The 14,318-nt window shown below is 75.1% G+C and carries 10 protein-coding genes and 2 tRNA genes; 2 read left to right on the top strand and 10 right to left on the bottom strand.

Going from position 1 to position 14,318, the window contains the following annotated elements:
- Positions 1 to 299 precede the first annotated feature (299 nt).
- Both AC3RKA_RS01830 and AC3RKA_RS01825 read right to left on the bottom strand, forming a co-directional pair.
- On the bottom strand, positions 300 to 1,286 hold the full coding sequence (locus tag AC3RKA_RS01830) for a LytR C-terminal domain-containing protein (protein ID WP_002857445.1): 987 nt from the start codon (positions 1,284 to 1,286) through the stop codon (positions 300 to 302).
- 3 nt (positions 1,287 to 1,289) lie between these two features.
- Positions 1,290 to 1,634 (bottom strand): DUF3263 domain-containing protein, encoded by a 345-nt coding sequence (locus tag AC3RKA_RS01825; RefSeq protein ID WP_227449136.1) that lies wholly within the window; start codon positions 1,632 to 1,634, stop codon positions 1,290 to 1,292.
- Positions 1,635 to 1,670: 36 nt separating this feature from the next.
- Between AC3RKA_RS01825 and AC3RKA_RS01820 the strand changes: the two genes are divergently transcribed.
- Positions 1,671 to 2,348 carry a uracil-DNA glycosylase gene (locus tag AC3RKA_RS01820; RefSeq protein WP_049158111.1) on the top strand — a complete coding sequence of 226 codons (678 nt, stop codon included), beginning with the start codon at positions 1,671 to 1,673 and terminating at the stop codon, positions 2,346 to 2,348.
- Between the two features lie 13 nt (positions 2,349 to 2,361).
- Here AC3RKA_RS01820 and AC3RKA_RS01815 read toward each other — a convergent pair whose 3' ends face one another.
- The 5 genes from AC3RKA_RS01815 to AC3RKA_RS01795 all read right to left on the bottom strand — a co-directional run bounded on the left by AC3RKA_RS01815 (position 2,362) and on the right by AC3RKA_RS01795 (position 7,891).
- Complete coding sequence (locus AC3RKA_RS01815; RefSeq protein ID WP_036335082.1) at positions 2,362 to 4,272, bottom strand: threonine/serine exporter family protein; 1,911 nt, start codon at positions 4,270 to 4,272, stop codon at positions 2,362 to 2,364.
- 162 nt (positions 4,273 to 4,434) lie between these two features.
- Positions 4,435 to 4,511, bottom strand: a tRNA-Val gene (locus AC3RKA_RS01810).
- 118 nt (positions 4,512 to 4,629) lie between these two features.
- Entirely contained in the window at positions 4,630 to 6,555 is a 1,926-nt protein-coding gene (locus AC3RKA_RS01805) for a S8 family peptidase (RefSeq protein WP_002857439.1), read from the bottom strand.
- A gap of 276 nt (positions 6,556 to 6,831) precedes the next feature.
- Positions 6,832 to 6,908 (bottom strand) — tRNA-Thr (locus AC3RKA_RS01800).
- A gap of 110 nt (positions 6,909 to 7,018) precedes the next feature.
- Positions 7,019 to 7,891: a DsbA family protein gene (locus AC3RKA_RS01795; protein WP_002855115.1), complete on the bottom strand. Its 873-nt coding sequence runs from the start codon at positions 7,889 to 7,891 to the stop codon at positions 7,019 to 7,021.
- Between the two features lie 107 nt (positions 7,892 to 7,998).
- Between AC3RKA_RS01795 and AC3RKA_RS01790 the strand changes: the two genes are divergently transcribed.
- On the top strand, positions 7,999 to 9,300 hold the full coding sequence (locus tag AC3RKA_RS01790) for a DUF4032 domain-containing protein (RefSeq protein ID WP_060774764.1): 1,302 nt from the start codon (positions 7,999 to 8,001) through the stop codon (positions 9,298 to 9,300).
- Positions 9,301 to 9,313: 13 nt separating this feature from the next.
- Here AC3RKA_RS01790 and treZ read toward each other — a convergent pair whose 3' ends face one another.
- The 3 genes from treZ to AC3RKA_RS01775 form a co-directional block, all read right to left on the bottom strand.
- Positions 9,314 to 11,305 (bottom strand): malto-oligosyltrehalose trehalohydrolase, encoded by a 1,992-nt coding sequence (gene treZ / locus AC3RKA_RS01785; protein ID WP_489727389.1) that lies wholly within the window; start codon positions 11,303 to 11,305, stop codon positions 9,314 to 9,316.
- Positions 11,302 to 13,782 carry a malto-oligosyltrehalose synthase gene (gene treY, locus AC3RKA_RS01780; RefSeq protein ID WP_049158110.1) on the bottom strand — a complete coding sequence of 827 codons (2,481 nt, stop codon included), beginning with the start codon at positions 13,780 to 13,782 and terminating at the stop codon, positions 11,302 to 11,304. The genes treZ and treY overlap by 4 nt, the downstream gene beginning before the upstream one ends.
- A 61-nt stretch (positions 13,783 to 13,843) precedes the next feature.
- Positions 13,844 to 14,302 carry a hypothetical protein gene (locus tag AC3RKA_RS01775; protein ID WP_049158109.1) on the bottom strand — a complete coding sequence of 153 codons (459 nt, stop codon included), beginning with the start codon at positions 14,300 to 14,302 and terminating at the stop codon, positions 13,844 to 13,846.
- Positions 14,303 to 14,318 lie beyond the last annotated feature (16 nt).

Raw genomic sequence — 14,318 nt, 5'->3', positions numbered from 1 at the left:
TCGGCTTCCTACTGCTGGTGGCTGACCCGCGCCGATGCCCGCGACGGACGGCCCCTGGGGGCCTCACCGGTGGACAGGTCCTCCTCCACGGCGCCGGGCCGACCGGGGTACGGCTGGCAGTCGCGCCTTCGGAGTGCTAACCCCATTATGAGCACTCGCACCGGGAGAGTGCAAAAGGTCTGCGGTGCGGGAGGCCGCCCTTCCGCCGACGGCGGACGGCCCCCGGCAGCGCGCCTCGGGAGGCGCCCCGCCGGGGGCCGTGAGCGGTGCGCGGCCGGCACGGCCGCGCGACGGGCGGATCAGCCGGTGACGACCACCGCGACGCCGTTCACCTGCAGGTTCGGGGTCTGCATGACCGGGAAGCCGAGCTCCTTGCCGACCGCCTCGGCGGCGGCCTTGTTGGCCGAGCCGTTGTACAGGACGGTGGAGGACTGGATGCCGTAGCCGCTCCAGTTCTTCGCCTCCACCGAGGTGTAGCCGGCACTCGTGAGCCGCTGCGCGTAGGAGGCGGCGAGTCCCTGGGTGCGGGTCGCGTTGTACACGGTGACGTGGGTGCCGCGCACGGCCGCGGACTGCGCGGCCGCACGGGAGCTCGACGCGGCCGAGGACTGTGCGGCTGCACGAGAGCTCGACGCGGCCGCCGACTGTGCGGCCGCACGGGAGCTCGACGCGGCCGCGGCCTGCGAGCGCGAGGCCTCCGCCGCGGCGGCGGAACGGGACGCCTCGGCGGCCGAACGGGACGCGGCGGCGCGCGAGGACTCCGCCGCCTGGGCGGCCGCCGACCGAGACGCCTCGGCGGACTGCGCGGCGGCTTCGGAACGCGAGGCCTCCGACGCCTGTGCCTCGGCGGCGGCACGGGACGACTCGGCGGCCTCGGCGGCGGCCGCCTCCTGCGCCGCCCGCGAGGACTCGGCCGCGGCCGCGGAGCGGGACGCCTCCGCCGCGTCCTCGGACGGGGTGGCGGACTCGGACGCGGATGCAGTCGACGCCGGCGCGGAGGACGCCGAGGAGGACACGGACGAGGCCGACGTCGACGGCGCGGCAGCCGGGGCCGTCGTCGAGCTCTCGGCGGCGACGGGCGCGGAGCGGTCGCCGGTGAGCCACGGCAGGACGACGCCCACGAACAGGCCGGCGAGCAGGACGAGGCCGGCCACCCAGAGCAGCGGGCTCAGGCGGCGACCCCCGCCCGTGGCGGTCGCGCCGGCGGCGGCGAAGGACTCGCGGTGCGCGCCGCGCTGGTCCGTGTACTCGGGGACCTCGTCGAAGCGGTCGGGCTGGTAGGCCATGGGTCAGTTCTCCTGGCGGGAAGCGGGCGTGGACGGCGCCGGATCCGCGGGTCCCCTCCGGGCCCGGCTGCGGGTGCCGCGCCTGCGCAGCAGCCGCGTGACCAGCAGGGGTCGGTAGGCCAGGGCGGCCTCACGGTCCAGCAATCCGTTCAACACCTGATAATAGGCGGTCGGAGACAGCCCCAGACGCTCGCGGACGGCGTGGTCCTTGGCCCCGCCGTACCGCCAGGTGGCGGCCTCCAGGTCCAGGACCGCACGCTCCAGGTCCGTCAGCTCGTCCCGCCGCGCCCGCGCGCGGGCACCCTCGTCCGGGGCCGGATCGGGCGAGACGGGCGTGGGGTGGGACATGGCGGCCACTGTACCCACCCGGTCTACCCTCGGGGCATGGAATTCATCGCGCCCCTGGATCCGGGCTGGGAGGCGGCCCTCGCCCCGCAGGCCGCCGCGTTCGAGCAGGTCGGCGAGCGGCTGCGGGCCCGCCGGGCAGCCGGAGAGCAGGTGCTGCCCGCACCGGAGCACATCCTGCGGGCGTTCCGCCAGCCGTTCGCGGACGTCCGCGTCCTCGTGCTGGGCCAGGACCCCTACCCGACGCCGGGCCATCCGATCGGCCTGAGCTTCGCGGTGGACCGCCACGTGAGGCCGCTGCCCCGCTCCCTAGCCAACATCCACCGGGAGCTGCACGACGACCTCGGCATCACCCCGCCCGCCCACGGCGACCTCTCCGCGTGGACGGACCAGGGCGTGCTGCTGCTGAACCGCGCCCTCAGCGTGCGGGCCGGCGCACCCGGCAGCCACCGCGGCCTCGGCTGGGAGCAGATCACGGAGGCCGCGGTGCGGGCCCTCTGCGCGCGCGGCACCCCCCTCGTGGGGCTGCTGTGGGGAGCCGACGCGCGGCGCATGGCGCCGCTGCTGACGGCGGCCGGGGCCGGCGTCGTGGAGTCCCCGCATCCCTCGCCCCTGAGCGCCCACCGCGGGTTCTTCGGCTCCCGGCCGTTCAGCCGGGTGAACCGGCTCCTCGAGGTGGCCGGCGCGGATCCGGTGGACTGGCGCCTGCCCGACTGAGCCGGGCCGCCGGTCAGCCGCGCTGATGCATCACGAGCTCGGTGGGCAGCAGCGTGCCCATCCGGTCGGTGATCGGCTTGGCCAGGGTGTTGCCGAAGGCGACGCCGGCCGCGATCGCCACGACGATGACCGCGGCGTTGAAGAGTCCCTCGACGCCCAGCAGCGTGGCCCCGGTCTCCACGGTGAACCCGTAGACGGACCGGAACATGGTGAGTCCGGGAAGCAGGAACAGCATGGACGGCAGGACGATCACGAGCGCCGGGGCCGCGAGCCGCTGGGCCACCAGGCGGCCGAGGAACCCGACCGCCGCCGCGGCGACCGCGGGCACCAGCCGGTCGCTGACCCCGATCTGCTGCGCTGCCAGGTACGCGCCGAAGCCGGCCCCGGACACGAGACCGCAGGCCAGGATCTGGGGCCACCGCGACTGCTCCACCACCGCGTCCGCCATGCCCGCGGCCACCACGAGGCCCAGCAGCAGCAGCGGCGGATAGCTCAGCGTCCCCGCCTCGGCCAGGTCCAGCTGTTCGAATCCCACGAGATCCCCGATGCCCACGGCGATCATGATCCCGGCCATCACGCCGGCGAACACGAGCAGCGCGGAGAGGAAGCGGCCCGCCGCGGTCACCGGGAAGCCGTGGATGGCGTCCTGCACCGCGGTGACGAACCTCGCCGTGGGCAGGAGCATCATGATGCCGCCGGCGATCACCAGCGCCGGGTTGACCGGCAGGTCGAGGGCGTAGGCCATCAGCGCGATCACCGTGGCCGTGATCGCCCCGAACATGGTGGAGAAGATCTCCGGGAAGCGCGCCTTGTCCGCCTGGACCTTGAGCCAGAAGACCAGCCAGGTGGAGACCATGCCCAGGGCCGCGCCTGTCCAGGTCCCCCCGATGAACGGCACGAAGCAGGCCACGAACACGCCGGAGAAGAGGACCTCGAAGACGGCGGGGAACGGCTTGGGCTGATGCCGGATCTCCACGAGCCGGCGCTGGGCCTCGGCCCGGTCCACCTCGCCCGCGGCGATCTCCTCGACCAGCCGGTGGACGGCCACGAGCCCCTCGAAGTTCACCGAGGACGAGCGGACCACCCGCTGGAGGGTGAACGGTGCCTCGCCGCGTGAGGAGTCGGGCGCGTAGTTCAGGGAGATGGACTGGTTGGTCAGGTCCACCTCGGTCTCGAGGATCCCGTAGGCCTGTGTGGCCACGATGATCGAGGTCTCCACGTCCAGCGAGGCCGCGCCGAAGCTGAACATGGTCTCGCCCAGCTTGAGGGCGAAGTCCAGGGTGGTGCGGGCCTCGAGGGCCTGCGCCTCCGCGCGGCGCTGCTGCAGCGTGGAGCGCATGCGGCGCCCGTACGGCGAGGAGTGCAGGCGGTCGGCCAGCACGAGCGCCTGCGTCGGCAGGTTCTCGACGAAGACCTCGCGGGAGCGCCGGCCGCGCCGACGCCCGCGCTTCTCGGGCGGGCCCACGGGGACCACCGGGTCCGGGACGGTGATGTCTGGCGCGGGGATCACGTCCGGGGCGGGCAGGGCCCCGTCGGCCTCCGCGGGGGCCAGGACGGAGGTGGGCACCTGCTCGGACAGCGGCGGCTCGGTCAGGGGCGCGTCCGCGGTCGGCTCCGGCAGCGTCTCCGCCTCCGGCTCGGCCGATTCCTCTGGCTCCGGCTCCGGCGCCGGGGCCGGATCGGCGGCGGCGGGGCGGACCACGGGCGGCAGCGGTTCGGTGGGCTCGACGGCGACCGCGGCCGGGTGGGCCGATTCCGCCGGGTCGAGGTCGAGCAGGCCGGGGTCCTCCGGGTCGAGGTCGCCGGCAGCGGCGGCGTCCTCGGCACCGGCCGGGCGCAGCACGGGGATGAGCGTGGGGACGGCCGGGGGCTCCGCGATGCGGGGGTCGAACCGCGCCGGCTCCTGGGTGCCCTCCTGCTCCATGCGGCTCACCCTCTCCTTCCGTATGCGGGCGCTGGACGCGCCACGGCGGTGGGCCGAGCCCCGCCGCGCGTCCATCCAACCACGCCGACGCCTCCTCCGCCGGGGCCGACGGCGCCGCGGCCCGGGAACGCGAAAGGGCCCTCCCGGAGGAGGGCCCTGCTGTGGTGGATCTTACTGGACTCGAACCAGCGACCTCTCGCGTGTGAAGCGAACGCTCTAACCAACTGAGCTAAAGATCCGGGCGTCGCCCCATGGGGGTGACAACTCGAAGAACGATACCTCAGGCGGCGCCGCCTGTCCACCCGGACGATGGCCGCCCCGCGCGCGGCGGAGCGGCCATCGAGAGCCGAAGGGCGGTCAGCGCGCGGTCACGGCGACCTCGTCGATGCGGAACGTCGTGGCCGCGGAGGAGTCCTCCGTGCCGCGGAAGCGCAGCGTCACGGTCGTGCCCGCGAAGCGGGACAGGTCCACGGTGCGCGTGGCGTAGCCACCCTTGTCCAGATTGGAGTGCGAGGCGACGGTGTATGTGCCGGTGGCGCCGGTCACGACCTGGACGTCCAGGAGATCGTAGGAGCGGGAGGCGGTGGTCTCCGCGGTGTCCACCTGCAGCGCATAGGTCAGCGTGGCGCCGGAGGCCGGCACGGTGACCTTCTGCTCGACCGTCGCGGTGTTGCGGCGGCCCACGCCGTTCAGCTGGGCGAAGGCCTGACCCGAGGCGGCCTTGGCCGCGTCGGTGCGCACGAAGCCGGTCGGGGTGCCGGTCCAGCCGGTGCTGCCGGACTCGAAGCCGCCGTTGACGATCAGCGAGGCCACCGGAGCCGGCCCGGGCTCCGTCTGGGCGCCGCCGAGGGAGGAGACCGCCGCGGAGGCGTCCGCCAGGCCGGCGCCGCAGCCCGCGGAGCAGGTCACCGGCATGGAGCGGGCCGTGGACCTGAGGGTGGACTCGACCTGGGCCGGGGTGAGGCTGGGCTGCGCGGCCAGCAGCAGGGCGGCCAGGCCCGCGACGTGCGGGGTGGCCATCGAGGTGCCGTTGTAGGCGGCGTGGCCGGCCGTCGTCGGGGTGGTGGCGCCGTTGTTCACGGTCGAGATGATGTTCGCACCCGGGGCGGTCACGTCCACGGCGGAGCCGTAGTTCGAGAACGAGGCGCGGGCGCCCTGCGAGGTGGAGGCGGCCACCACGATGGTGTTCTGGCAGTTGGCCGGGCGCACATTGGCGGCGGGCTGGTTCTCGTTGCCCGCGGCCACGACGACGGGCACGCCGCGGGAGACTGCCGCGTTGATCGCGTTCTGGTAGGTGGTGCCGCACATGCCGGAGCCACCGAGGGACATGTTGATGACGTCCGCCGGGTTCGGGTTGGCCGGCACGCCCGCCACCGTGCCGCCGGCAGCCCACACGACCGCGTCGGCGATGTCGGACAGCGAGCCGCCGCACTTGCCGAGCACGCGGATCGGCTGGATCTTTGCGTTCGGCGCCACACCGACGACGCCCTGGGAGTCGGCCACGGCCGCGACGGTGCCCGCCACGTGGGTGCCGTGCCACGAGGAGTCGGAGGCGCCGGCGGTGCCGCACTCGCCGGCGGCGTACCAGTCGCCCTCGTCACGCGGATTGGAGTCGCGGCCACCGCCGTCACGTGCCGCCGCGCTGTCGGAGATGAAGTCGTAGCCGGGCACGACGTTGCGGTCGAGATCCGGGTGGGAGGTGATGCCGGTGTCGATGACGGCCACGGTCGCACCGGAGCCCGTCGTGCGATCCCACGCCCCGGGGACCCGCATGCCGTGGGTGCCGGTGAAGCCCCACTGCTGCGAGTAGAGGGCGTCCACGGGGCTCAGGCCGGTGGCGGTGAGGATCGCGTCCGGCTCCACGGCCTCGACCGCCCCGGAGGCCTTCAGGTCGGCCATGAACTTCGCGGACTCGGCCTGATCCAGCTTGCGGTCCGCCGTGATCACGCGGGAGCCGAGCGCGGTCTCACGCAGCTCCTTCACGGAGACGCCGGCCTCCTTCGCGGCCTTGCCCCAGGCGTTCGCGCGGCCCTTCGCGTGGGCGTTGGCGGCGGTCTCCTTGTAGGTGACGATGAAGGAGTCGTAGCCGTCGGCGTTCGGGTCCTCGACCTGCGCCGCCGCCAGGGGCGAGGCGACGGTCGGGCTGGCTGCCGGTGCGGCGGGGGCGGCGCCGGAGGGGGCCGCGAGCGCGGGGGACGAGGTCAGCGTCCCGCCGGCGAGGACGGCGCCGGCCACGAGGGCGCCGATGCGGCGGCGGGTGCTGCGGGGTGTGGAGGACTGCACGGGATCTCCTCGGAGTTCGGGGCCACCGGATGCGGATGCCCGAGGGACTCGGGCCGGGGTGACTGAGATCACGGTAAGGTCACGATTCCGTCACGGCGAGGCCGCGGGCCGAAGTCTGGCGGATAGTCGAGGCATCTCTGGCGGTTCCGCCAGCCGGACCTGGCGGATGGCCTCGGACCGGCACAGCGGAACCCCAGCGTCAGCCCACGCCGGACACGACGACGGCGCCGCGCCCTCCCGGCGGAGGTGCGCGGCGCCGTCGGGCCCGCGGTGGGGTGGAGCCCCCTGCCGGATTCGAACCGGCGACCTGCTGTTTACAAGGCAGCTGCTCTGGCCAGCTGAGCTAAGGAGGCCTGCGGCCGGCACCTGGGGGTGCCGCGGCCAGCCCTTCCAGCGTACAAGGCCCGGGCGGACGACGCGGGGCGCCCCCGTGTGGGGACGCCCCGCGGGCCTCGGCGCCGGGTCAGCCGGCGATCTTGGCGCCCGCCCAGTCGGTGAAGGTCTTGTCCTCGCCGTCGAGGGCCCAGTTCTTGCCGTCCACGAACACGGTCGGGGTGCCGGCCACGCCGGCGACGCGCGCCTGGCGGGTGGTGTGCTCGACCGCGGAGCGGAACGTGCCGTCCTCGACGCAGGAGGAGATGTCCACGCCGTGCTCCTGCGCGAGCTGGATGAGCGCCGCGTTGTCCAGGCCCTTGCCCTGGTGCTCGTCGTAGGCGGCGAACAGGGCGGTCACGAAGCCGTTGTAGGCCTCGGGCTTCTGGTCCGCCACGCAGTACGCGGCGTTGGCGGCGCGGGCCGAGTAGTTCTGGTTGTTCGGGGCGCTCAGGAAGTCCACCATCCGGTAGTCGACCGTGACCTCGCCCTGCTCGAGCCACTGCTCGATCTGCTCCGCGTTGGAGGACTCGAAGTCGGCGCAGTGCACGCAGTTGAAGTCCGCATAGAGCACGATCCGCGTCGGCTCACCGTCACCGCGGGCCTCCGTGTTCGGCAGGGTCTCGGGCTGGGAGCTCTCGGCCTGCTTCGGCACCTCGATCTTCGAGGGGTCGACCTCACGCTCTCCCGCGCCCTCCGCCAGGCCCGTGGCCGAGGTCAACTCGATGCCGCCCTGCTCGTTCGCCGCGGCCGGGATGGGGCCGGCGGCCGCGGCGTCGTCGCCGTTGCGGGTGAGCGCGAACGCGACGACGAGGCCGATCACGAGCACCGCCGCGAGGACCGAGCCCCAGATGACGCCGGTGCGGCGGCGGCGGTCCTTCCTGCGCTGCTCTTCCTGGATCTGGCGGGCACGCGCACGGGCGTCCGTCGCCGAGGTGTGCGAGCCTGACGTGTTCCGGGCCAAGGGTCCTCCTCGTGGGGCAGTCGGTCCGGGTCGAGCACCGGAGCCGGCGGGCAGCGGGCGCGCCGCGCCAGGCGAGCATAGCGGCCCTGTCTGGAAGGATCGTGACCATGGACACCGTCGAGACCCCCTCCCCCGTCGATCGACTGACCATCACGGGCGCCCCGTCGGGGGACGCGACCGAGGACCCGGCGACGTCTCTGCTCGCCCTGCCCTGGGCGCTCCCCCTCGAGACGTGGCCGCGGGAGGTGCTGGCGGCCCTGCCGCGGGGCATCTCCCGTCACGTGGTGCGCTTCGCCCGGATGGGCGGGGGCATCGTGGCGGTGAAGGAGACCACGGAGGAGCTCGCGTTCCACGAGTACCGGCTGCTGCGCCGGCTCGAGCGGAGCCCGGCGCCGTCGGTGGTGCCGGTGGCCGTGGTCACCGGACGCACGGAGGACGACGGCACGCCCCTGCCCGCCGCCCTCGTGACCCGGCACCTGCGCTTCTCCCTGCCGTACCGCGCCGTGTTCTCGGAGCGCCTCGAGCGCCGCACCCTCGTACGCCTCATGGACGCGCTGGCGACGCTGCTCGTGGAACTGCACCTCGAGGGGTTCTTCTGGGGTGACGTCTCCCTGTCCAACGTCCTGTTCCGGCGGGACGCGGGCGGGTTCGCCGCCCATCTGGTGGACGCCGAGACCGGCGAGCTCCGGGAGCGGCTGTCCAACGGCCAGCGCCAGCACGACCTGGACGTGGCCGCCGTGAACGTGGGCGGTGAGCTGCTGGACCTGCAGGCCAGCGGGCTGCTGGACCCGGAGGTGGACCCCGTCACCACGCCGGACCTGCTCGTGGCCTCCTACCGCCGGCTGTGGGACGAGCTGACCGGGCCCCTGCTGTTCCCCCGCGCCGAGCCGTGGCGCCTGGACCGCCGCGTCCGCCGCCTGCAGGAGCTCGGCTTCGAGCTGGCCGAGTACTCACTGCGCGCCGCCGACGCCCCCGGGATGATGATCGCCCGGCCCGTCGAGATCCACGCGGGCTACCACCGCCGTCGGCTGACCCGCCTCACGGGACTCGAGGTCCAGGAGAACCAGGCCCGCCGGCTGCTCGTGGACATCGAGGCCGCCCGCCGGGAGTGGGACCCGTACATGGACATCGAGGGCGCGGCGCACCGCTGGGTGGTGGAGGTGTTCGACCCCGTGGTCCGCTCGGTGCCCCTCGAACTGCGTGCCAAGCTCGAGCCCGCCGAGGTGATGCACCAGCTCCTCGAGCACCGCTGGTACCTCTCCGAGGCCCGCGGCCAGGCCGTGCCCCTGCAGGAGGTGGTGGACTCCTACGTGGACACGGTGCTGCGGGCCCGCCGCGACGAGGACGCGGTGGCGCTGCACCCCACGACCACCATGCTGCGCGCCGTCCCGCCCGCGGACGAGGACTGACGCCGCCCGCGGCTCAGCGGCGCAGGAGCAGGAAGCCGGGGGCCGGGACCGCCGCCGGCACCGTGCCGGGGCCGAGGGGGCCGTCGTCGCCGTGGCCGGCGAGGAGCTCGGCCCGCGTCAGGTCCGCGGGCACGGGCAGCGGCTCCGCGCCGAGGGCGACGAGCAGGACGACGTCGGCGTCCGCGCCGGCGCGGGTGAGGCGCACGTGGCGCCGGGCGGCGTCCACCTCGGCCCGGACACGGTCGCGACGAGGGTCGGTGAGCTGGGGCAGCGTGCGGCGCAGGCCGATCAGGGTGCGGTAGGCGGCGAGCACGCGCACCCCGCGGCCCTGGCCGTCCGCGCCGCCCGTGGCCTCCGCCCAGTCCAGCACCGCCGCGTCCCGCGTGGCGGGGTCCTGCGGGTCGGGGACGTCGGCCGGGTCCCAGCCGTGAGCGGCGAACTCGCGGCGTCGTCCCTGCCGGACGGCGTCCCCGAGCTCGGGTTCGCGGAACGAGGTGAAGAACGGCCACGGCGTCGACGCGGCGAACTCCTCGCCCATGAAGAGCATCGGCACGTGCGGGCCGGTCAGCAGCAGGGCGGCCTCGGCCGCGAGCGCACCCTCGGACAGGGCGGCCGCGGTGCGGTCGCCGCCGGCGCGGTTGCCCACCTGGTCGTGGTTCTGGATGCTGGCCACCCACGCATGGTTCGGGACGGCGTCCGGCACGGGGCGCCCGTGGTCACGGCTGCGGAACGTGGAGCGGGTGCCGTCGTGGAAGTAGGTGCGCTCCATGACCTTGGCCACCGCCTCCAGCGGGGCGAAGTCCGCGTAGTAGCCGTGGGTCTCCCCCGTCGCGGCCACGTGCAGGGCGTGGTGGACGTCGTCGTTCCAGGCCGCCGCGAGGCCGAGCCCGCCGGCCTGGCGGGGCAGCACCAGGCGCGGGTCGTTGAGGTCCGACTCGGCCAGGAGCGGCACGGGTCGGCCGGCACGGGCCGCGATCCCGTCCGCGAGCGCGGCCATCTCCTCGAGCAGGTGCACGGCGCGGGCGTCCCGCAGGGCGTGCACCGCGTCGAGGCGCAGCCCGTCCACGCGCATCTCCTCGAGCCAGAAGCGGACGTTGTCCAGGACGAACCGGCGCACCTCGTCCGAGTCGGCGCCGTCCAGGTTCAGGCCGTCGCCCCAGCCGGTGCCGCCCGGGCCCAGATAGGGCCCGAACACCGGCAGGTAGTTGCCGGAGGGGCCCAGGTGGTTGTGGACGACGTCCTGGACCACGCCGAGGCCGGCGGCGTGGGCGGCGGCCACGAAGCGGCGGTAGGCGGCGGGGCCGCCGTAGGACTCGTCGACGGCGAACCATGCCACCCCGTCGTAGCCCCAGTTCCGCGGGCCGGAGAAGGAGTTCACGGGCAACAGCTCGACGTGGGTGACCCCGAGGTCCGTCAGGTGCGGCAGGCGGGCGATGGCGGCGTCGAGGGTCCCCTCGGCCGTGAAGGTGCCCACGTGCAGCTCGTAGAGGACGGCGCCGCGTAGGCCGCCGCCCTGGGGCGCGGTCGGATCGGACTCCACCCCGGGCGGCCCGGCCCAGCCCTCGTCGGGCCATGCGACGGCGCGGCCGGCGACGTCGCGGCGGGAGGGCCCGTGGACCGTGTCGGGCTGGCGTCGGGAGCGGGGGTCCGGCACGGGGTCCGCCCCGTCCACGCGGTAGCCGTAGCCGGGGTCGGCCGGCGGCTGGGCGGCGTCGAGGCAGAGGGCGGCCAGCGGGTCCTCCGTGGGCGTCCACCAGCCTCCGGCGGCGGGGTCCATGGCCACGACGGCGGCGACGGGCCAGCGGTCCTCGGCGTCGTGCAGGGCGCCGGGCTCGGTGTCGACGAGGACGAGGTCGACGCTCTCGGCGTGCGGCGCCCATACGGCGTAGGGGACGGCGCGCGCGGCGTCGACGGCGGCCCGCTCGGCCGCGGCGGGGTCCACGGGGTCGGAGCCGATCGGGTGCAGGCCCGGGGCGGGGGCGTCGGCCGGACGGGGCTCGGTCACGGGGCGGTCCTCTCTCGGCGGTCGGACGGGGCGTGCGCCGGGACGAGCAGCGCGACGGGCAGGGTGCTGAGCAGTTCGTCGAGGCGCACGGCGCCGCGCGCGTCCGGGTGGACGGGGTGGCCGGTGACGGCGTCCTCCCACCGCCCCGCCGGCACGGTCACGACGGTCTCGCCCCAGCCGCCCGCGGCCGCCAGGCGGACGGGCCAGCGGGTGGCCACGGCGAGCGCCCCGCCCCGGTCGAACGCGATCGCGTGGTCGGCGGCGGGGCCGGAGACGTCGAGCGGGCGGTGGCCGGTGAACAGCTCGGGCCGGTCGCGGCGGGCGCGCAGCACCGCCGCGACGACGGCCAGCTTGGCGGCGGCGGGGTCGTCGAGGCCGGGTGTGTGGCCGGCGTCGAGGCGGTCCAGCAGGTCGGCCCGGGCCGCGAAGTCCACGGGGCGGCGGTTGTCCGGGTCCACGAGGGTGGGGAAGGGCACCTCCGTGCCCTGGTAGACGTCGGGGACGCCGGGGGCGGCGAGCTGGACGAGCTTGTGGCCGAGCTGGACCACGAGGCCGGGCTCGGCGATGCGGTCCGCGACGGCCTGCAGCACGCCCCGGGCAGGCCCCTCGGGGGAGGTGACGGCGGCGGCGAGCGCGGCGAGCCGGGCCTCGAACTCGGGGTCCTGGTCCGTCCAGCTGGTGGCCAGGGCCGCCTCGCGGGAGGCCTTCTGCAGGAACCCGAGGATCCGCTCCTCCTCCGGTGCGGTGCCGTCCGTGGGCCAGACGCCCACGATGGACTCCCAGAGCAGCCGCTCGGCGTCGGGGTGGCCGAGCGGGTGGAGGCGCGTCAGCTCGGCGAGCTCGGCGGCCCAGCGGTCGGGCTCCTCGGCGAGCACGGCGATGCGGGCGCGCACGTCCTCGCCGCGCTTGGTGTCGTGGGTGCTCAGGGTGGTCATGGCCGTCGGCCAGGCGGCCTGGCGCGCCTGCTGGGCGGAGTGGAAGTCGGCCAGGGACAGGGCGACGTGGGAGGGGTCTCCGCCGACCTCGTTCAGATTGGCCCACCGGGTGTACCGGTAGAAGGACCGGTCCTCGACGCCCTTGGCCATCACCATGCCGGAGGTCTGCTGGAACCGGCGGGCCACGGGCGAGTCCGGGTCGGTCAGCTCGGGCCGCAGGTCGCCGAGCACGTCGGCGAGGCCCGGCTCCGCCGCGGCCGCGTCCGCCAGCGCGCCCTCGAGCACGGCCAGGCCCACGGGCAGGTAGGTGCGGTACACGGGCAGGCGGGCGAGCACGGCGGCGAACGCGGCGGCCACGTCCTCATCCGGGTGGGCACCGAGCGCGTGCACGGCGCGGACCTCCCGGACCAGCCGGGCGGTCTCGGCCGCGAGGGAGCCGGTGGCCACGTCGTGCTTGGCCCGCACCACGGCCTCGTCCCATTCCCGACGACGGCGCGCGTCCTCGGCCGCATCACCCGCGGCCTCGGGATGCATGAAGACGCGTTCGACCTCGCCGAGCGCGTCGTAGCCGGTGGTCCCGTCCACGGGCCAGTCCGCGGGCAGCGCCTCGCCGGGCTCGAGGATCTTCTCCACCACGAGGTAGCCCTCCGGCAGGACGTGGGAGCGCAGGCGCCGCGCGTAGCCGGCCGGGTCCGCCAGGCCGTCCGGGTGGTCCACGCGCAGCCCGTCCACGAGCCCTTCTCGGACCCAGCGGGCGGGTTCGGCATGGACGGCGTCGAAGACCTCGGGCTCGTCCACCCGGACGCCCGCGAGCGTGGTGACGGTGAAGAAGCGGCGGTAGTTCAGCTCGGCGTCGCCGCGGCGCCAGCCGACCAGCCGGTAGTGCTGGCGGTCGTGCACGGCGCGGGCCAGGCGGGCCTGCTCCGCGGTCGGCTCCTTCGCCGGGTCCGCCGCCGCGAAGACCTCCGCGGCGCGCAGCCCGGTCTCCGCCTCGGCCGCCTCGAGCGATCCGGGGGCGAGGGGGTAGACGGTGTCCCAGTAGCGCAGACGGCCGCCCTCGGCGTCGACGACGAGACGGTCCAGTTCCGCGTCCGCGTCCCCGTCGGGACCGTCTCCCAGCACGGGGATGAGCAGGGACCCGTCGCCGGCCGGCCAGTCCACATCGAACCACGCCGCATGCGCCGCCTCGGGACCGTGGGTGAGCACGTCCCACCACGCCGGATTGGCCTGGGGCGTGGCCACGCCCACGTGGTTCGGCACGATGTCCACGAGCACGCCCATGCCCGCCTCGTGCGCGGCGCGCGCGACCGCGTCCAGTCCCTCGGCCCCGCCGCGGGCGGCGTCCAGCCGCGTGGGGTCCACGACGTCGTACCCGTGGTCGGAGCCGGGCTCGGCCTCGAGCAGCGGCGAGAGGTAGAGCCAGTCCACACCCAGGCGCCGCAGATAGGGCACGAGCCCGGCCACGGACTCCAGCGGCAGATCCGGGCTCACCTGGAGCCGGTAGGTGGACGCGGGGGCGGGACGGACGGTCGAGGTGCTCACGCGGCGACGCTAACAGAGGCCCCCGACGCGGCATCAGGCCCGACGGGCCGGGGCGGGAAGGTCAACGCGTCTCGACCGGACGGGCGAAGATGTCCTCCCCCACGACGGGCTCGCCCGAGGACTCCAGCAGGATCATCTCGTCGCGCAGCACGCTGCCGTCGGCCTGGGTCAGATCGGCCACGAAGCCGGGGCCGGACTGACGGATGCGGTCCACCGCGGTGTAGCCGTACTTCGCCTCGAGGTTGCCGCGGAACGCGTCCAGACCCTGGACGTGCAGGACGGCGCCCGTCGCGCCGAGGGCGACGGCGGCCGCGAGCGCGACAGCCCCGACCCCGCGCTGGGTGCGGGTGTCCTCGAGGAGCCCGATCTCCGGGTTGCGGCCGTGGGTCGCGGCGAAGCGCCGGTGCCGCCGAGCACGCCACAAGCCGACGACCACGAGCGTGCCGCCGACCACGAGGGTCAGTGAGGCCAGCCAGTAGAGGATCCAGGGAGTCACGAGGTCCACGTTCGCAAAGTCCATGCCCCAGTGTGACACA

Source organism: Micrococcus sp. iso_229, assembly GCF_058072725.1.
The sequence above is the reverse complement of the archived record's forward strand: the minus strand, read 5'-3'. Positions and strand labels throughout refer to the sequence as shown.

What these genes read in the sequence shown, in the direction of transcription:
- AC3RKA_RS01830 (WP_002857445.1), bottom strand. Translation starts at nt 1,286, where the DNA reads ATGGCCTACCAGCCCGACCGCTTCGACGAGGTCCCCGAGTACACGGAC.
- AC3RKA_RS01825 (WP_227449136.1), bottom strand. Translation starts at nt 1,634, where the DNA reads ATGTCCCACCCCACGCCCGTCTCGCCCGATCCGGCCCCGGACGAGGGT.
- AC3RKA_RS01820 (WP_049158111.1), top strand. Translation starts at nt 1,671, where the DNA reads ATGGAATTCATCGCGCCCCTGGATCCGGGCTGGGAGGCGGCCCTCGCC.
- AC3RKA_RS01815 (WP_036335082.1), bottom strand. Translation starts at nt 4,272, where the DNA reads ATGGAGCAGGAGGGCACCCAGGAGCCGGCGCGGTTCGACCCCCGCATC.
- AC3RKA_RS01790 (WP_060774764.1), top strand. Translation starts at nt 7,999, where the DNA reads ATGGACACCGTCGAGACCCCCTCCCCCGTCGATCGACTGACCATCACG.
- AC3RKA_RS01775 (WP_049158109.1), bottom strand. Translation starts at nt 14,302, where the DNA reads ATGGACTTTGCGAACGTGGACCTCGTGACTCCCTGGATCCTCTACTGG.